Raw genomic sequence first — 16678 nt, forward strand, 5'->3', positions numbered from 1 at the left:
CGCGGCTGTCTAGGCTTCCTCCTGAACTTCCAGCGGCAACACCGCGGTAACTCGCCCCAGCACCACCGGCTCCCCGCCGGAGGCTGGGGCGATTGTCATGTCCGCCCCCGCCTCGCATTGAAGAATGCGTGCCCAGGCGAAGGTATCCACGTCAACATCACGACGCGCCTGTACCCAACGTCGGATCCGGCTGCCGACCACAGCCCTTGCTCCATCTTCCAGCGCGACCAACCATCGGTTCCCTCCGACGCTATCTTGCAGCAATCCCGCCAGCGAACGACTCTCTCCCGGCGCAAAAAGCTTCAAATGACGGACAATCCCCAGCCGATGTTCCACCCCCTCCGCATCAGTTACCACGAGAGGTAACCCCGGACCGCTACGTCGCATCGACGCATACCGCCACACCGACGGCATTCGCCCTGGGTGCGCCGCGCTTCGCACCACCACATTTCCGTCCACCAAGGTGACCTGCAGGTGCGGCTCGACGGTGGTGAAGGTGATGGGGGCGGAGGTGTCGTCGACAAGCGAAGGATGCTCCTGAGAGAGCTGCTGAAGAACTGCGAGCGCCTCTGCGTCAGTTGAGTCCCACCCCAGCCCACGATTGCCCAGTACCCCAAATAATTGGCCGAGGTTCAAATCTGGTTGCCCCTCCCAAACCTCTTGAAGCGCGGCCAGAATCTTCGGGATACGTGTTGGGTCCTGCACGCCTCAGACCATAAACCACCCTCAGGGCATGCAAAAGGCCGCCCCTCCCAAACGGGAGAGGCGGCCTTGGCGTTTATCCGACGGTTACCTCAGATCGACTCGAATTAGTCGAGGATCTTGGTAACGCGGCCAGCGCCGACGGTGCGGGAGCCCTCGCGGATAGCGAAGCGCAGACCCTCATCCATAGCGACCGGCTGGATGAGCTCGACGGTCATGTCGACGTTGTCGCCCGGCATAACCATCTCGGTGCCCTCCGGCAGCTTCACAACACCGGTAACGTCGGTGGTGCGGAAGTAGAACTGCGGACGGTAGTTGTCGAAGAACGGGGTGTGGCGGCCGCCCTCGTCCTTGGACAGGACGTAGACGGAGCCCTCGAACTTGGTGTGCGGGGTGTAAGCGCCCGGCTTGATGATGACCTGGCCGCGCTCGACGTCCTCGCGCTTCAGACCACGCAGCAGCAGTGCAGCGTTGTCGCCAGCCTCAGCGGTGTCGAGAAGCTTGTTGAACATCTCGATGGAGGTGACGGTGGTCTTCTGGGACTTCTCGCGGATACCGATGATCTCGACCTCGTCGTTGAGGTTGAGGACGCCACGCTCCACACGGCCGGTAACCACGGTGCCGCGGCCGGAAATGGTGAAGATGTCCTCGATCGGCATCAGGAACGGCTTGTCGGTCTCGCGCTCCGGATCCGGGATGGAGTCATCGCAAGCCTGCATGAGGTCGACGATGGACTGAACCCACTTCTCATCGCCCTCGAGAGCCTTGAGAGCGGAGATGTGGACGATCGGTGCTTCCTCGTCGTAGTCCTGCTCAGCCAGCAGCTCGCGGACCTCCATCTCGACGAGCTCGATGATCTCTTCGTCGTCGACCATGTCGCACTTGTTCAGTGCAACGAGGATGTACGGAACGCCAACCTGGCGAGCGAGCAGAACGTGCTCACGGGTCTGCGGCATCGGGCCGTCGGTAGCAGCAACCACGAGGATTGCGCCGTCCATCTGAGCAGCGCCGGTAATCATGTTCTTGATGTAGTCGGCGTGGCCCGGGGCGTCGACGTGTGCGTAGTGACGCTTCGGGGTGTTGTACTCCACGTGGGAGATGTTGATGGTAATGCCGCGCTCGCGCTCCTCCGGAGCCTTATCGATCATCGCGTAGTCGAAGGCCTTGTTCTCCTCCGGGTACTGGTCTGCCAGTACCTTGGTGATCGCAGCGGTGGTGGTGGTCTTGCCGTGGTCGACGTGACCAATGGTGCCGATGTTCACGTGCGGCTTAGTGCGCTCGAACTTTTCCTTTGCCACTGATTGTCCTCCTGGACTTCATGGTGGCTACGACCTTCGCAGCCACGTGGTTTGCTTACGCCCAACCGCTACAGCCCAAAACGGATATAGCGACGGGAGCCATTTCACAATGTGCCAGTTACAAGATCCTAGGTTCAAAAAGGCCGTTTTTCAAACTGGCCGATCCGATTCCCCGGACCAACCTAGAGGGTAACGGCCGGCTCAGACAACGCCCGTTGTTGCGTTGCCTCAGCGCGACCGCTACCCCGCTAGGGGTTCTCCCTTGTACGCCAGCTGCTGGCACGCAGCTGGCGGGAGAGGGCGACTTAGTTGCCGTTGCGCTTCTCGATGATCTCCTGCGCAACGCTCTGCGGAACCTCAGCGTAGGAGTCGAACACCATGGTGAAGTTTGCACGGCCAGCGGTCGAGGAACGCAGGTCGCCGATGTAGCCGAACATCTCGGACAGCGGCACCTTCGCACGGACGACCTTTGCGCCGGAGCGATCTTCCATGGCGTAGACCTGGCCACGGCGGGAGCTGATGTCACCGTTAACGGTGCCCATGTACTCCTCCGGGGTCACGACCTCAACAGCCATGACCGGCTCAAGCAGAACCGGCTTCGCCTTAGCAACAGCTTCCTTGAGGACCTGGGAGCCAGCGATCTTAAACGCCATTTCCGAAGAGTCGACGTCGTGGTAAGCGCCGTCCTCGAGGGTGGCCTTGATGTTCACCAGCGGGTAGCCAGCGAGGTAGCCGTACTGCATTGCGTCCTGGATACCAGCGTCGACGGACGGGATGTATTCCTTCGGCACACGACCACCGGTGACGGCGTTCTCGAACTTGTAGGTTGCGGACTCGCCCTCTTCCAGGGTCTCCGGATCCGGGTTGTACGGCTCGATGGTTACGATGACCTTTGCGAACTGGCCCGAACCACCGGTCTGCTTCTTGTGGGTGAAGTCGAGGGACTCGACCTTCTTGCGAATGGTCTCGCGGTAAGCAACCTGCGGGGAACCGATGTTTGCCTCAACCTTGAACTCGCGCTTCATGCGGTCCACCAGCACGTCGAGGTGGAGCTCGCCCATGCCGCCGATGACGGTCTGGCCGGTCTCTTCGTCGAGCTGGACGGTGAAGGTCGGGTCCTCTTCAGCAAGCTTCTGAATAGCGGTACCGAGCTTCTCCTGGTCGGCCTTGGTCTTCGGCTCGATGGCCACCTGGATAACCGGGTCCGGGAAGTCCATGGACTCGAGGATGATCGGGTGATCCGGGTTGCACAGCGTGTCGCCGGTCGTGGTTTCCTTCAGCCCGATGAACGCGTAGATGTTGCCGGCGTCTGCGTGCTCGACCGGGTTCTCCTTGTTCGCGTGCATCTGGAAGAGCTTGCCCACGCGCTCCTTCTTGGACTTCGTGGAGTTGAGCATCTGCTCGCCCGGAATAGCCTGGCCGGAGTAGACGCGCACGTAGGTGAGCTTGCCGAAGAACGGGTGCACGGCGATCTTGAAGGCCAGTGCGGAGAACGGCTCTTCGACGGACGGCTTACGGAAGAGTTCCTCGGAGCCGTCGACGGAGGTGCCACGCACCTCGCCGATGTCCAGCGGGCTCGGCAGGTAGTCAACAACAGCGTCGAGGATCGGCTCGATGCCCTTGTTGCGGTATGCGGTACCGCAGAACACCGGGTAGATCTCGGAGTTCACGGTGAGCTTGCGGATGGCGCCCTTGATTTCCTCGATGGTGAGTTCTTCGCCACCGAAGTACTTCTCCATGAGCTCTTCGTCGGACTCAGCAACGGTCTCGAGAAGCTTCTCGCGGTACTCTTCTGCGAGCTCCTTGAGGTCCTCCGGGATCTCGGTGATCTGAGGCGGCGTGCCGGTCTCGACCTTGCCCGGCCACTGCAGAGCCTTCATCTCGAGCAGATCGACGACGCCGTCGAAGTCGTCCTCAGCGCCGATCGGAATCTGCATTACCAACGGCTTAGCGCCGAGGCGGTCGACAATGGTGCCGACGGTGTAGAAGAAGTCTGCACCCAGCTTGTCCATCTTGTTGACGAAGCAGATACGCGGTACGTCGTACTTCGCAGCCTGACGCCACACCTGCTCGGACTGCGGCTCAACACCTTCCTTGCCGTCGAACACGGCGACAGCACCATCGAGCACGCGCAGGGAGCGCTCCACCTCAACGGTGAAGTCCACGTGACCCGGGGTGTCAATGATGTTGATCTGGTTGTTGTTCCAGAAACAGGTCACAGCTGCGGACGTAATGGTGATGCCGCGCTCTTTCTCCTGATCCATCCAGTCGGTGGTTGCGCCACCGTCGTGGGTTTCGCCGACCTTGCGGTTGATGCCCGTGTAGAACAGGATGCGCTCGGTGGTGGTGGTCTTACCGGCGTCAATGTGGGCCATGATGCCGATGTTGCGGACCTTGTGCAGGTCCTTAAGCACTTCTTGTGCCACGTTTGTTACCCCAACTTAATGTCGTCGACGCGGTGAAGCGTCTTTGTCGGTTAGTTGTCGTTAGTCAATTCTGCCACTTTGTTGCTCAAATGGCAGCGCGAGCTTGTGCTTATCGACGAAAACCCCGAAAACGCGGGCCCCACGAGGGGACACATATGCAGTTTCGGGGTCTGCCGACGATCATCTCGCTTCCAGCTCTTACCAGCGGTAGTGGGCGAAGGCGCGGTTGGCCTCTGCCATCTTGTGGACATCCTCGCGACGCTTCACGGATGCGCCGAGACCGTTGGAAGCATCCAGGATCTCGTTGGCGAGACGCTCGATCATCGAGTTCTCGCGACGCTGGCGGGTAAAGGTGACCAGCCAACGCAGGGCGAGAGTGGTGGAGCGCTCCGGCTTGACGTCAACCGGGACCTGGTAGGTTGCGCCACCAACACGGCGGGAGCGAACCTCGAGGTCCGGGCGAACGTTGCCGATAGCCTTTTCCAGGGTGCCCACCGGATCGGTGCCGGTCTTCTCGCGGCAGATCTCGAGTGCGCCGTAGACGATGCGCTCGGCGGTGGACTTCTTGCCGTCCTGCAGGATCTTGTTCACAAGCTGGGTGACCAGCTCGGAGTCGTATACCGGATCCTTAACGATGGGACGCTTCGGTGCTTGCTGCTTACGCATTGATTACTGTCCCTTCTTCGCGCCGTAGCGGGAACGTGCCTGCTTACGGTCCTTCACTGCCTGGGTATCGAGGGCGCCACGAACGATCTTGTAGCGCACACCCGGGAGGTCCTTCACACGGCCGCCGCGCACGAGCACCATGGAGTGCTCCTGCAGGTTGTGTCCCTCGCCCGGAATGTAAGCGGAAACCTCAATGCCGGAAGTCAGGCGCACACGGGCGACCTTACGCAGTGCAGAGTTCGGCTTCTTCGGGGTGGTGGTGTACACGCGGGTGCACACGCCGCGGCGCTGCGGGGAGCCCTTCAGCGCAGCAGTAGCCACCTTCGCGCTCTTGGTGTGGCGGCCCTTGCGGACCAGCTGCTGAATAGTAGGCATTCAAGCCCTTTCTGTTCGCGCGTCCCGCTCACACATGGCCATACATGCAAAAATAGGGGCTCTTCTTCCGGGGCCCTGCCGTTTGCATGAACTACCTAGTGAACGAGTCGCATGGAGTTCGTTTAACTTCGCACCGATTCACACGGGCGAAACGTCAAATAATTTACAACACGCCAGGGCACGACAGCAAATCCGTGCTAGCTTTCGTGGCATGAGCGAGCAAAACCTCCCTCGTAAGCGACTGAGCAGCGCCGACCGTGAACGTGCCGCAGCCTTTCTCCACGACGCCTTCGTCGATGGACAGCTCACCGTCACCGAGTTCGACGAACGTTCCCGCATGCTCTACGAGGCAACCTTTATCGATGAGCTGCCAGCGCTTATCGACGATCTCTCACCCGTCACCGTCCAACACACCTCAGGAGCGAGAAATTACGTTACCGGCGAATCTGGCGGCTCCCAGTTCAGCCTCGCCGTCATGGGCGGCAGCGAACGCGGCGGAGACTGGTTGGTGGCTCCAACACACACTTCCCTCACCGTGATGGGAGGAAGCTCAATCGATCTGCGCGAGGCTCGGTTGAGTTCTTACGAGACCGAGATCAACGCGTTCGCCATTATGGGCGGCATCGAAATTGTCGTGCCCGACGATGTCCGAGTCGTTGATTCAGGAATTGGAATTATGGGTGGTTTCGGGGTGGAAACTCATTCGTCCTGCAGGTATTCCCTCGCAGAGATTCCCGTCGACGCCCCCGTCGTCCGCATCCGCGGTCTGGCACTCATGGGCGGTGTAGGTATTGTCCGCGCCGCCCGCGGCGCACGCATTTAGCGAACTTCGCGCCGCATCACCTCGCGTTCCGCTTCAGAAAAAGCCCGGCCTCCCCACATGTGGGGAGGCCGGGCTATGAAGCAGACCTAGCTAAGCCAGAATGCTGGGGCTGCTTTAGAGCTCCTCGTAGCCGAACTCTTCCATCGGCACGGACGCGCCGGTGAACTCGCCGTAGCCTTCGTCGCCGTAGATGGAATCGCCGAAGGTCGGGATGGCGTACGCCGCGGAGCGTGCTGCCTCGGTCGGCTTGACCTGGATGTTGCGGTAGCGGGAGATGCCGGTACCAGCCGGGATCAACTTACCAATGATCACGTTCTCCTTCAGGCCGATGAGCTTGTCGGAGCGCTTGTTAATCGCAGCGTCCGTGAGCACACGGGTGGTCTCCTGGAAGGATGCGGCGGACAGCCAGGACTCGGTAGCCAGCGACGCCTTGGTGATGCCCATGATCTCGGAGCGCATCTCGGCCGGCTCGCCACCGTCTGCCACAGCAGCGGCGTTGACCTGGCGTGCCTCCGACAGGTCCACGAGCGTGCCCGGGAGGAACTCGGTGGTACCCGAGTCGATCACGGTGCCGCGACGCAGCATCTGGCGGATGATGATCTCGATGTGCTTGTCGTGAATGGACACACCCTGGGTGCGGTACACGGCCTGGACCTCGTCGATAAGGTGCTTCTCCACACCGCGACGGCCGAGAACCTCGAGCACGTCGTGCGGGTCAGCAGCACCGCGAAGCAGGCGCTCGCCCACCTCGACGTGGTCACCCTCGCGCAGGCCACGCTCGATCATGGCGTCCGGGTTGGACTCCATCGGGCGGCGAACCTGGGCCAGGCCCTGGCGCTTGGACAGCTTCTCGTAGACCACCACGTCGGAACCGTCATCCGGGTGGATGGTCAGCGTCCAGAAGTTGCCCTCGTCCTCGAGCGAGATCGTGCCGGCCACGGAAGCGATCGGGGCGCGGTTCTTCGGAACGCGGGCCTCGAAGAGCTCCTGGACACGCGGCAGACCACCGGTAATGTCGCCACCGACACCACCCTGGTGGAAGGTACGCATGGTCAGCTGAGTACCCGGCTCACCAATGGACTGTGCAGCCACGATGCCGACGGCTTCGCCGATGTCGACGAGGTGACCGGAGGCCATGGACTTGCCGTAGCACTTCGCGCAGACACCGGTCGGGGTCTGGCAGGTCAGCACGGAGCGAACCTTGACCTCGGTGATGCCGGCGGCCACGAGGTCGTCGATACGCTGCTCGCTCAACTCGGTACCAGCCTCGGCGATGACCTTGCCATCAGCGTCGGTGGCATCCGCAGCCAGAACGCGGCCGGAGACAGAGGTCTCGACCAGGTCGTGGCGGTGGAAAACGCCAGCGTTTTCCACGGCAACAGGAACCTTGACGCCCTGACGGGTGCCACAGTCCTCCTCGCGGACGATGACGTCCTGCGCCACGTCCACCAGACGACGGGTGAGGTAGCCCGAGTCAGCGGTACGCAGAGCGGTATCGGCAAGACCCTTACGGGAACCGTGGGAGTTGTTGAAGTACTCCATCACGGACAGGCCTTCGCGGAAAGAGGTCTTGATCGGGCGCGTGATGTACTCACCACGCGAGTTCACGACCATGCCCTTCATGCCGGCCAGGGTCCAGATCTGACGCATGTTACCTGCAGCACCGGACTTCACGATCATCGGAATCGGGTTGTCGTCCGGGTACAGGTCCTCGACGGCCTGACCAACCTTGTTGGTGGCATCCTGCCACAGCTCGACCAGACGGTCGTAACGGTTCTCCTCCGTAAGCGCGCCCTTCTCCCAGAACTTGCGCTCGATGGCCTCGGCTTCCTTCTCGTACTGCTCGAGAACTTCGTTCTTGTTCGGGAGAATCAGCACGTCGGACATGGAGATGGTGACGCCGGAACGGGTGGACCAGTAGAAGCCAGCGTCCTTCATCTTGTCCAGCACCTGAGCGACGGTGATCATCGGGTACTGCTCAACCATGGACTGGATGATGTCGCCGAGCAGCACCTTGCCGCCGCCACCGCCCTTACGGACCATGGCGCCTTCCTGGTACGGGAAGTTAAACGGCATGAGCTCGTTGAACATGATGCGACCAAGGGTGGTCTCCATCATCCACGGCTGACCCTTCGTCCAACCATCCGGGAACTGCTCTGCCTCGATCTCCTCCGTCGGACGCAGGTGATCGATGCGCACCTTGATCGGTGCCTGCAGGCCAAGCACGCCCAGGTCGTAAGCCATGATGGCCTCACGGTAGGACGAGTAGACGCCGCGCTCCGGGCCGTTTTCGTCGGCAGGTGCATATGCGCCCTCGCCGCCGATCTCCTGCGGGCCCTTGAGCATGGTTAGGAAGTACAGGCCGGTCACCATGTCCAGGCGCGGCATTGCCAGCGGCTTGCCGGATGCCGGGGACAGGATGTTGTTGGAGGACAGCATCAGGATGCGGGCCTCAGCCTGCGCCTCTGCGGACAGCGGCAGGTGGACTGCCATCTGGTCACCGTCGAAGTCGGCGTTGAATGCTTCACAGGCCAGCGGGTGCAGCTGAATTGCCTTACCCTCGACCAGCTTCGGCTCGAACGCCTGGATACCCAGACGGTGCAGGGTCGGTGCACGGTTGAGCAGCACTGGGTGCTCGGAAATCGCCTCTTCGAGGACGTCCCACACCTCAGGGCGCTGACGCTCCACCATGCGCTTGGCGGACTTGATGTTCTGCGCGTAGTCATTATCGACGAGGCGCTTCATCACGAACGGCTTAAACAGCTCAAGCGCCATACGCTTCGGCAGACCACACTCGTGCAGCTTCAGCTGCGGGCCGACGATAATCACGGAACGGCCGGAGTAGTCCACACGCTTACCCAGCAGGTTCTGGCGGAAGCGGCCCTGCTTGCCCTTGAGCAGGTCAGACAGGGACTTCAGCGGACGGGTGCCCGGGCCGGTGACCGGACGGCCACGACGACCGTTGTCGAACAGCGCGTCGACGGACTCCTGCAGCATGCGCTTCTCGTTGTTCACGATGATCTCTGGTGCGCCCAGGTCGATCATGCGCTTCAAACGGTTGTTGCGGTTGATCACGCGGCGGTACAGGTCGTTCAGGTCGGAGGTAGCAAAACGGCCACCGTCGAGCTGGACCATCGGACGCAGCTCCGGCGGGATCACCGGAATGGCGTCGAGGATCATGCCGGCCGGGTCGTTGCCCGAGCGCTGGAACGCAGCGACAACGCGCAGACGCTTCAGGGCGCGGACCTTCTTCTGGCCCTTGCCCTCGGCGATGATGCCACGCAGCTCCTCAGCCTCGGCGTCGAGGTCGAAGTTGCGGATCAGGGTCTGGATTGCCTCGGCGCCCATGCCGCCGGTGAAGTAATCCTCGTAACGGTCGACGAGTTCCTCGTAGAGGTTTTCGTCGATAATCATCTGCTTCGGAGCGAGCTTCTGGAAGGTGGTCCAGATCTCGTCGAGGCGCTCAACCTCGCGCTCGCCAGCCTCGCGCAGGTGCTGCATCTCCTTATCGGCAGCGTTCTGCACCTTCTTGCGGGCAGCAGCAGTCGCACCGGAAGCCTCGAGCTCAGCGAGGTCCTCCTCCAACTTCTGCGCACGGTCGGCGATCTCGGAGTTGGTGTCGTCCTCGACATCCTTCTTCTCCATCAACATCTCCGCCTCGAGGGTGGACATGTCGTTGTGGCGAGCCTCGTCATCAACCGAGGTGATGATGCTCGCCGCGAAGTAAATGATGCGCTCAAGATCCTTCGGCGCCAGGTCGAGCAGGTAGCCCAGACGCGACGGCACACCCTTGAAGTACCAGATGTGCGTCACCGGAGCAGCCAGCTCAATGTGGCCCATGCGCTCACGGCGCACCTTGGACTTGGTCACCTCGACGCCGCAGCGCTCGCAGATGATGCCCTTGTAGCGGACACGCTTGTACTTACCGCAGGCACACTCCCAGTCGCGGGTCGGACCGAAGATGCGCTCGCAGAACAGGCCGTCCTTTTCCGGCTTGAGCGTGCGGTAGTTAATGGTTTCAGGCTTCTTCACCTCGCCGTGGGACCAACGGCGAATGTCGTCGGCGGTGGCCAGGCCGATGCGAAGCTCATCGAAGAGGTTTACGTCAAACACGTAAAGATTCCTTTTCTTTTAAGTGGTTGGCTATTGCGTTCGTTTGATCGTCGACAAGCAATTGCTTTACGACGACCACCTGGCGCCTAAGCGGTATCCGCCGCTGCACCCTCATCGCGGGACAGGTTAATGCCGAGCGAGGAGCCAGCCTGATCAAACTCGTCGTCATCGCCGTCGAGCTCCATCGGCGTGCCATCAGTAGAGAGAACCTCCACGTTCAAGCACAGGGACTGCAACTCCTTGAGCAACACCTTGAAAGACTCCGGAATACCCGGATCCGGGATGTTGTCGCCCTTGACAATCGCCTCGTAAACCTTCACACGGCCGACCACGTCATCCGACTTAATGGTCAGCAGCTCCTGCAGCGTGTAGGCAGCGCCGTAAGCCTGCATTGCCCACACCTCCATCTCGCCGAAACGCTGGCCACCGAACTGAGCCTTACCGCCCAGCGGCTGCTGCGTAATCATCGAGTACGGACCAGTGGAACGAGCGTGAATCTTCTCGTCCACCAGGTGGTGCAGCTTCAGCATGTACATGTAACCGACCGAAATCGGGTACTTGTACGGCTCACCGGAACGGCCGTCGAACAGGACAGTCTTGCCGTCGCCGTCCACCATGACGTCACCGTCGCGGTTCGGCTTGGAGTTAGCAAGCAGGCCAGCGATCTCGTCGTTGGTCGCACCGTCGAACACCGGGGTTGCGGTCAGCGACTCCGGCGGGACGTCATACAGGTGCTCCGGCAGGGTCTCCAGCAACTTGGCGTTCGCCGGATCGTCCGGGTTCACCGTCCAGCCGGCCTTCGCCAGCCAGCCCAAGTGAACCTCGAGCACCTGGCCGATGTTCATACGACGCGGCACACCGTGGGTGTTCAGAATGATGTCCACCGGGGTGCCGTCAGCCATGAACGGCATGTCTTCCTGAGGCAGGATCTTGCCCACGACACCCTTGTTGCCGTGGCGGCCAGCCATCTTGTCGCCGTCCTGGATCTTGCGCTTCTGAGCCACGTACACGCGGATCATCTCGTTCACGCCCGGGGACAGATCGTCGTCGTCCTCACGGGAGAAGCGACGCACAGCAATGACCTTGCCCTGCTCGCCGTGCGGCACCTTCAGGGAGGTGTCGCGGACCTCGCGGGCCTTCTCGCCGAAGATGGCGCGCAGCAGGCGCTCCTCCGGGGTCAGCTCGGTCTCGCCCTTCGGGGTGACCTTACCGACGAGGATGTCGCCGTCACGCACGTCAGCACCGATACGGATGATGCCGCGCTCGTCCAGATCCTTCAGCACGTCCTCGGACACGTTCGGGATCTCACGGGTGATCTCCTCGGCACCGAGCTTGGTGTCGCGGGCATCAATCTCGTGCTCCTCGATGTGCACGGAGGTGAGGATGTCCTCCTCGACCACGCGCTGGTTGAGGATGATGGCGTCCTCGTAGTTGTGGCCTTCCCACGGCATGAACGCAACCAGCAGGTTACGGCCGAGAGCCATCTCGCCGTCCTTGGTGCCCGGGCCGTCAGCGATAACCTGACCGGCCTCGACGCGGTCGCCCGCGTTCACGATCGGGGTCTGGTTGTAGCAGGTGCCCTGGTTCGTACGCTCGAAGGTGCGCAGCATGTAGGTGTCGCGGCCACCCTCATCATCCATGACGGTGATGTAGTCGCCCGTGACGTTCTCAATCACGCCGGCCTTCTTGGAAATGACGGTATCGCCAGCGTCGTATGCAGCACGCTGCTCCATACCGGTAGCCACGTATGCGGACTCGGCGCGCAGCAGCGGCACAGCCTGCTTCTGCATGTTCGCACCCATGAGGGCACGGTTCGCATCGTCGTGCTCGAGGAACGGAATCATCGCCGTAGCCACGGACACCATCTGACGCGGGGAAATATCCAGGTAGTCAACGCCCTTCGGGCCGACGACGCCGATGTCGCCGTCCTTGAGGCGGACCTCGATACGCTCACCGGTGAGGTTGCCGTCCTTATCCATCGGGGTGGCCGCCTGCGCAATGGCGTAGCGGTCCTCCTCGTCGGCGGTGAGGTAATCAATCTGGTCGGTCAGCTTGCCGTCTTCGACCTTCTGGTACGGCGTCTCAATGAAACCGAACGGGTTGACGCGCGCGTACGAGGACAGCGCACCAATCAGACCAATGTTCGGGCCTTCCGGGGTCTCAATCGGGCACATACGGCCGTAGTGCGACGGGTGCACGTCTCGCACCTCGATGCCGGCGCGCTCACGCGACAGACCACCCGGACCAAGCGCAGACAGACGACGCTTGTGGGTCAGGCCAGACAGAGAGTTGTTCTGGTCCATGAACTGCGACAGCTGCGAGGTACCGAAGAACTCGCGGATCGCAGCGGAGACCGGACGCACGTTAATCAGCGACGTCGGGGTAATCGACTCCGCATCCTGGGTGGTCATGCGTTCACGCACGACGCGCTCCATACGGGACAGGCCAACGCGGACCTGGTTCTGGATCAGCTCACCCACGGTGCGCAGACGACGATTACCGAAGTGGTCGATGTCGTCGGTGTTGATCGGGATGATCTCACCGGACGGGGAGGTCATCTCCGACTCACCTGCGTGCAGACGCACCAAGTACTCGAGGGTGGTAGCAATGTCCTCTTCGGTCAGCGTCATCAAACCGTCGTGATCGCCGCCGAGACCAAGCTTGCGGTTGACCTTGTAACGGCCCACGCGAGCCAGGTCGTAACGCTTCGCCTTGAAGAACGAGTTCTCCAGCAGGGACTGCGCAAGGTCACGCGTCGGCTGCTCGCCCGGACGCTGCTTGCGGTAAATCTCCAGCAGAGCCTCGTCGGTGTTGTTCACACCGTCGTTTTCCAGGGTGGACATCATGATCTCGGAGAAGCCGAAGCGCTCCGTGATCTGTTCCGTGGTCCAACCCAGAGCCTTCAGCAGGACGGTAACCGGCTGGCGACGCTTACGGTCAATACGCACACCAACGGTGTCACGCTTGTCCACGTCGAACTCGAGCCAAGCGCCGCGAGACGGGATAACCTTCACGGAGTGCAGCGGGCGCTCCGTGGACTTATCAATCGACTCGTCGAAGTACACGCCTGGGGAGCGCACCAGCTGGGAGACAACGACACGCTCGGTGCCGTTGACAATGAAGGTGCCCTTGTCGGTCATCAGCGGAAAATCGCCAATGAACACGGTCTGGGACTTAATCTCCTGCGTGTCGTTGTTAATGAACTCCGCGGTCACATAGAGCGGCGCGGAGTAGTTGATGTCCTTGTCCTTGCACTCGTCGATCGTGTACTTCACGTCTTCGAAGCGCGGCTCGGACAACGTCAGGCTCATGTTGCCCGAGTAGTCCTCGATCGGGGAGATCTCCTCAAGAATGTCCTCAAGGCCCGAGGTGACGCGTGCATCGTCGCCACGGCTCGCCTGCTCATTCTCACGCCACTCCGACGTACCGACGAGCCACGCGAACGATTCGAGCTGCACATCGAGCAAGCCCGGGACGGTAATGGGCTCGTTAATCTTCGCGAACGAATAACGTTCCGGAGCCCCCGGGATTTCAGCCATATTCATGGTCTGGTCTGAGACTGCCAAGTTGGGTCCTTCCAGCACCTCTGGCGGATGCTCACCGGCCCGCGTCTGGCTTCGCGGTCCAGCGGCATTTCCGCAGGATAAGTTAGCATTTGGTCTGCTTCGGAAGACCCGCCCCCAGAGACAACAAAATCACCTTGTCAAATAGGAAATTCTCATCCGTATGCACAAGGCTTCAATGACGTACTGGAGACGGCTTCCAGCGCAACGAGCAAGCTTATACAAAAGCTAACAAATTGTAAAGGGCCCTATCGGGCACTCAACCCCCCGCGTTACAACCCTCACGCACCCGTGCCGTCTGGTGCCGTTGTCCAAGTTGCTGGAGGGCAGCCTACCACCCCACCCGCGCGACTCGTCAATTGCGACGCGCCGAAACAACCGAACCAATCAGCCCCACCAGGGCCAACACCGCACCGACACCGGTGACAATCCACCACAACAACGGATTGGCCGCCTTCGGCTGCGCCTGACCAACCCGCTGCACAAGTTCCGTGACCTGCGCCTCGTCCATACGTCCGTCATAGGTCAGCACGTTCTGCACGCCGTTCCCCTCGGCGTCGGCATAGTAGTCGTCGACACGCTCGTTGATGCCCACAACAACGCCCGTTTGCTCGTCGACAAGCAACTCGCGCTCCGCCGCATGAGTAAAGAACGTACGTTCACCATCAACCGTCAACGTATTACGCGGATCGGCGTAGCGCTGCGCGATATTCGTCGGAGCGACCGTCTGCTGGTAGCGGTTGACGGTGCGTCCGCCGATCTCTTGCGTATCGACGAACCGCGCCACCGCCGAACCACGCAACACCGGATCAAACACGTCCACGTCCGACGCGGGCGCGGGCGACGGGAATTTCAGCCACACACCATTCACCGCCACCTGAGCAGCAGGCATCGCAAAAATTACCTGCGCCTGCGCCGGCGACAACGCCTCACCCGACACCCGATCCAACTCATACGACCACGTCGTCGCAGACACCAAATTCTCAAAATCCCCCGGAGCCTCACCCGCTCGCACCGAATCCCCCACACGAATAGCCGCCCGCTCATCCCCCGAAGGCTCCATCACCTCCAAATGCAACTGACGCGTCACCGGCGCCGACTCCCCCGCACGCATGCCATCCGGATCCGTAATCGTCCACGTCGCATCCCCCAACGCCAACGGCAACCGCTCCCCTGACAACAACACCCGCGGCGCCAACACCCCAGCAACCACCAGCGCAATACCCACACCAGCAACCAACGCGGCCAAGGAACGGGAAAAACGCAGCATGGTCCGAAATCTTAGCGCAGGACAAGCGAAACCCCCGCCAGCCGGTAAACGTACCGGTGGGCGGGGGTGTCGTCGAAAAGCGAAAGGCTCTTACTTGAGGGTGACCTTTGCGCCAGCCTCCTCGAGCTTAGCCTTAGCAGCCTCAGCATCGTCCTTGGAAGCGCCTTCCAGGATGGCCTTCGGGGTGCCCTCAACCATTTCCTTAGCGTCCTTCAGGCCCAGGCCCGGAACGAGCTCGCGGACAGCCTTAATGACACCGATCTTCTTGTCGCCAGCGTCCTCGAGAACAACGTCGAACTCGTCCTTCTCCTCAGCAGCCGGAGCATCGCCAGCAGCGCCCGGAGCAGCAGCAACTGCAACCGGAGCAGCAGCGGTCACGTCGAAGACCTCCTCGAATTCCTTCAGGAACTCGGAAAGTTCGATGAGGGTCATTTCCTTGAACTGCTCAATGAGCTCGTCCTTGGTGAGCTTAGCCATGATGGCTTCCTTTCTTTAGGTGGGCGTCTGCAGCCCAGATGTAAAAGTTTGCTTACGCGGCTTCCTGCTTGTCCTGCAGCGCAGCGACAAGACGAGCCGTCTTGGAGGCCGGAGCCTGGAACAGGCCGGCAGCCTTTGCCAGAGAACCCTCGAACGCACCAGCGAGCTTCGCAAGGGTGGTCTCGCGGTTGTCCATCTCAGCCAGAGCGTCGATCTGGGAAGCGTCCAGGACGTTACCGTCCATGAAGCCACCCTTGATCACGAACGCGTCGTGGTCCTTGTTGAACTTCTTCATCACCTTCGCAGCATCAACAGCCGCGTCGCCCTTGATGAACGCAACAGCGGTCGGGCCGGTGAGAAGATCGTCGAGACCCTCAATGCCCTGCTCATTAGCAGCGATCTTGATGAGAGTGTTCTTGGCGACGTGGTACTCGACATCAAAGCCCATATCGCCGCGCAGCTGCTGGAGCTGGCCGACGGTCAGGCCACGGTACTCAGTCAGCACGATGGAGTCCGCCTCAGCGAACTTCTCCTTCAGAGCTGCAAGTTCCGCAACATTCTTCGGGTTTGCCATGACACACGCCTCCTTCCGATACTTCATGTCCTTCAATCCGCCCGGAGCACCAATGAAAAATGCCCCGTGCAGAAGGCACGGGGCAGACGCAAGTCCAGCCTCGTTTCTCCTGCGTGGGTCGATCCCTGGAATGGGATACCTTCGACTCCCTTACGGAAGTGACCGACGGTCTTCGGTGAAACTTGAGCGCGACCCTTACGGATCGCTCAAACTTCGGTGGGTATCTTAGCGGGTTTCGCCGCGAGGTCAAATTGCCTGTGGATAAGCCATTACTTTTCGACTGCTTTTCGACGACCCCACGCGCAGTTATCCACAGGCCAGGTGCAATTTCTGCGCCGGGCGTTTAGCGTTTTGGGTATGAATTCGTTCGAGGTGTTAGTGCAGGCGATGT

General features: G+C 61.1%; 11 protein-coding genes. 1 reads left to right on the plus strand and 10 read right to left on the minus strand.

Features of this window, described 5'->3' with window-relative positions:
• Positions 1-9 precede the first annotated feature (9 nt).
• The 5 genes from HMPREF2734_RS09495 to rpsL all read right to left on the minus strand — a co-directional run bounded on the left by HMPREF2734_RS09495 (position 10) and on the right by rpsL (position 5467).
• Positions 10-705, minus strand: coding sequence for a hypothetical protein (locus tag HMPREF2734_RS09495; RefSeq protein ID WP_070570624.1), 696 nt, complete (start codon positions 703-705; stop codon positions 10-12).
• 104 nt (positions 706-809) lie between these two features.
• Positions 810-2000 carry an elongation factor Tu gene (gene tuf, locus HMPREF2734_RS09500; protein WP_070422705.1) on the minus strand — a complete coding sequence of 397 codons (1191 nt, stop codon included), beginning with the start codon at positions 1998-2000 and terminating at the stop codon, positions 810-812.
• A 305-nt stretch (positions 2001-2305) separates the two neighbouring features.
• Positions 2306-4426 (minus strand): elongation factor G, encoded by a 2121-nt coding sequence (fusA, locus tag HMPREF2734_RS09505; RefSeq protein ID WP_070422704.1) that lies wholly within the window; start codon positions 4424-4426, stop codon positions 2306-2308.
• A gap of 198 nt (positions 4427-4624) precedes the next feature.
• Complete coding sequence (rpsG, locus tag HMPREF2734_RS09510; RefSeq protein WP_070570625.1) at positions 4625-5092, minus strand: 30S ribosomal protein S7; 468 nt, start codon at positions 5090-5092, stop codon at positions 4625-4627.
• Positions 5093-5095: 3 nt separating this feature from the next.
• Entirely contained in the window at positions 5096-5467 is a 372-nt protein-coding gene (gene rpsL / locus HMPREF2734_RS09515) for a 30S ribosomal protein S12 (protein ID WP_070570626.1), read from the minus strand.
• 211 nt (positions 5468-5678) lie between these two features.
• Here rpsL and HMPREF2734_RS09520 point away from each other — a divergent pair, with 211 nt between their 5' ends.
• The gene (locus HMPREF2734_RS09520) at positions 5679-6290 is read left to right on the plus strand and encodes a DUF1707 SHOCT-like domain-containing protein (RefSeq protein ID WP_070570627.1); all 612 of its coding nucleotides are present in this window, start codon (positions 5679-5681) and stop codon (positions 6288-6290) included.
• A 114-nt stretch (positions 6291-6404) separates the two neighbouring features.
• Here the strand turns inward: HMPREF2734_RS09520 and HMPREF2734_RS09525 are convergent, their stop codons facing one another.
• The 5 genes from HMPREF2734_RS09525 to rplJ form a co-directional block, all read right to left on the minus strand.
• Complete coding sequence (locus HMPREF2734_RS09525) at positions 6405-10403, minus strand: DNA-directed RNA polymerase subunit beta' (RefSeq protein WP_070570628.1); 3999 nt, start codon at positions 10401-10403, stop codon at positions 6405-6407.
• Positions 10404-10489: 86 nt separating this feature from the next.
• Positions 10490-13987, minus strand: coding sequence for a DNA-directed RNA polymerase subunit beta (locus tag HMPREF2734_RS09530; RefSeq protein ID WP_070570629.1), 3498 nt, complete (start codon positions 13985-13987; stop codon positions 10490-10492).
• A 334-nt stretch (positions 13988-14321) separates the two neighbouring features.
• Entirely contained in the window at positions 14322-15236 is a 915-nt protein-coding gene (locus HMPREF2734_RS09535) for a cell envelope lipid trafficking protein PgfA (RefSeq protein WP_070570630.1), read from the minus strand.
• A 90-nt stretch (positions 15237-15326) separates the two neighbouring features.
• Positions 15327-15713, minus strand: a complete 387-nt coding sequence (rplL, locus tag HMPREF2734_RS09540) for a 50S ribosomal protein L7/L12 (protein ID WP_070422697.1) — start codon at positions 15711-15713, stop codon at positions 15327-15329.
• A 52-nt stretch (positions 15714-15765) separates the two neighbouring features.
• Positions 15766-16287, minus strand: coding sequence for a 50S ribosomal protein L10 (gene rplJ / locus HMPREF2734_RS09545; RefSeq protein WP_070422696.1), 522 nt, complete (start codon positions 16285-16287; stop codon positions 15766-15768).
• Positions 16288-16678 lie beyond the last annotated feature (391 nt).

This window comes from Corynebacterium sp. HMSC055D05, assembly GCF_001810365.1.
Taxonomy (GTDB): domain Bacteria; phylum Actinomycetota; class Actinomycetes; order Mycobacteriales; family Mycobacteriaceae; genus Corynebacterium; species Corynebacterium coyleae.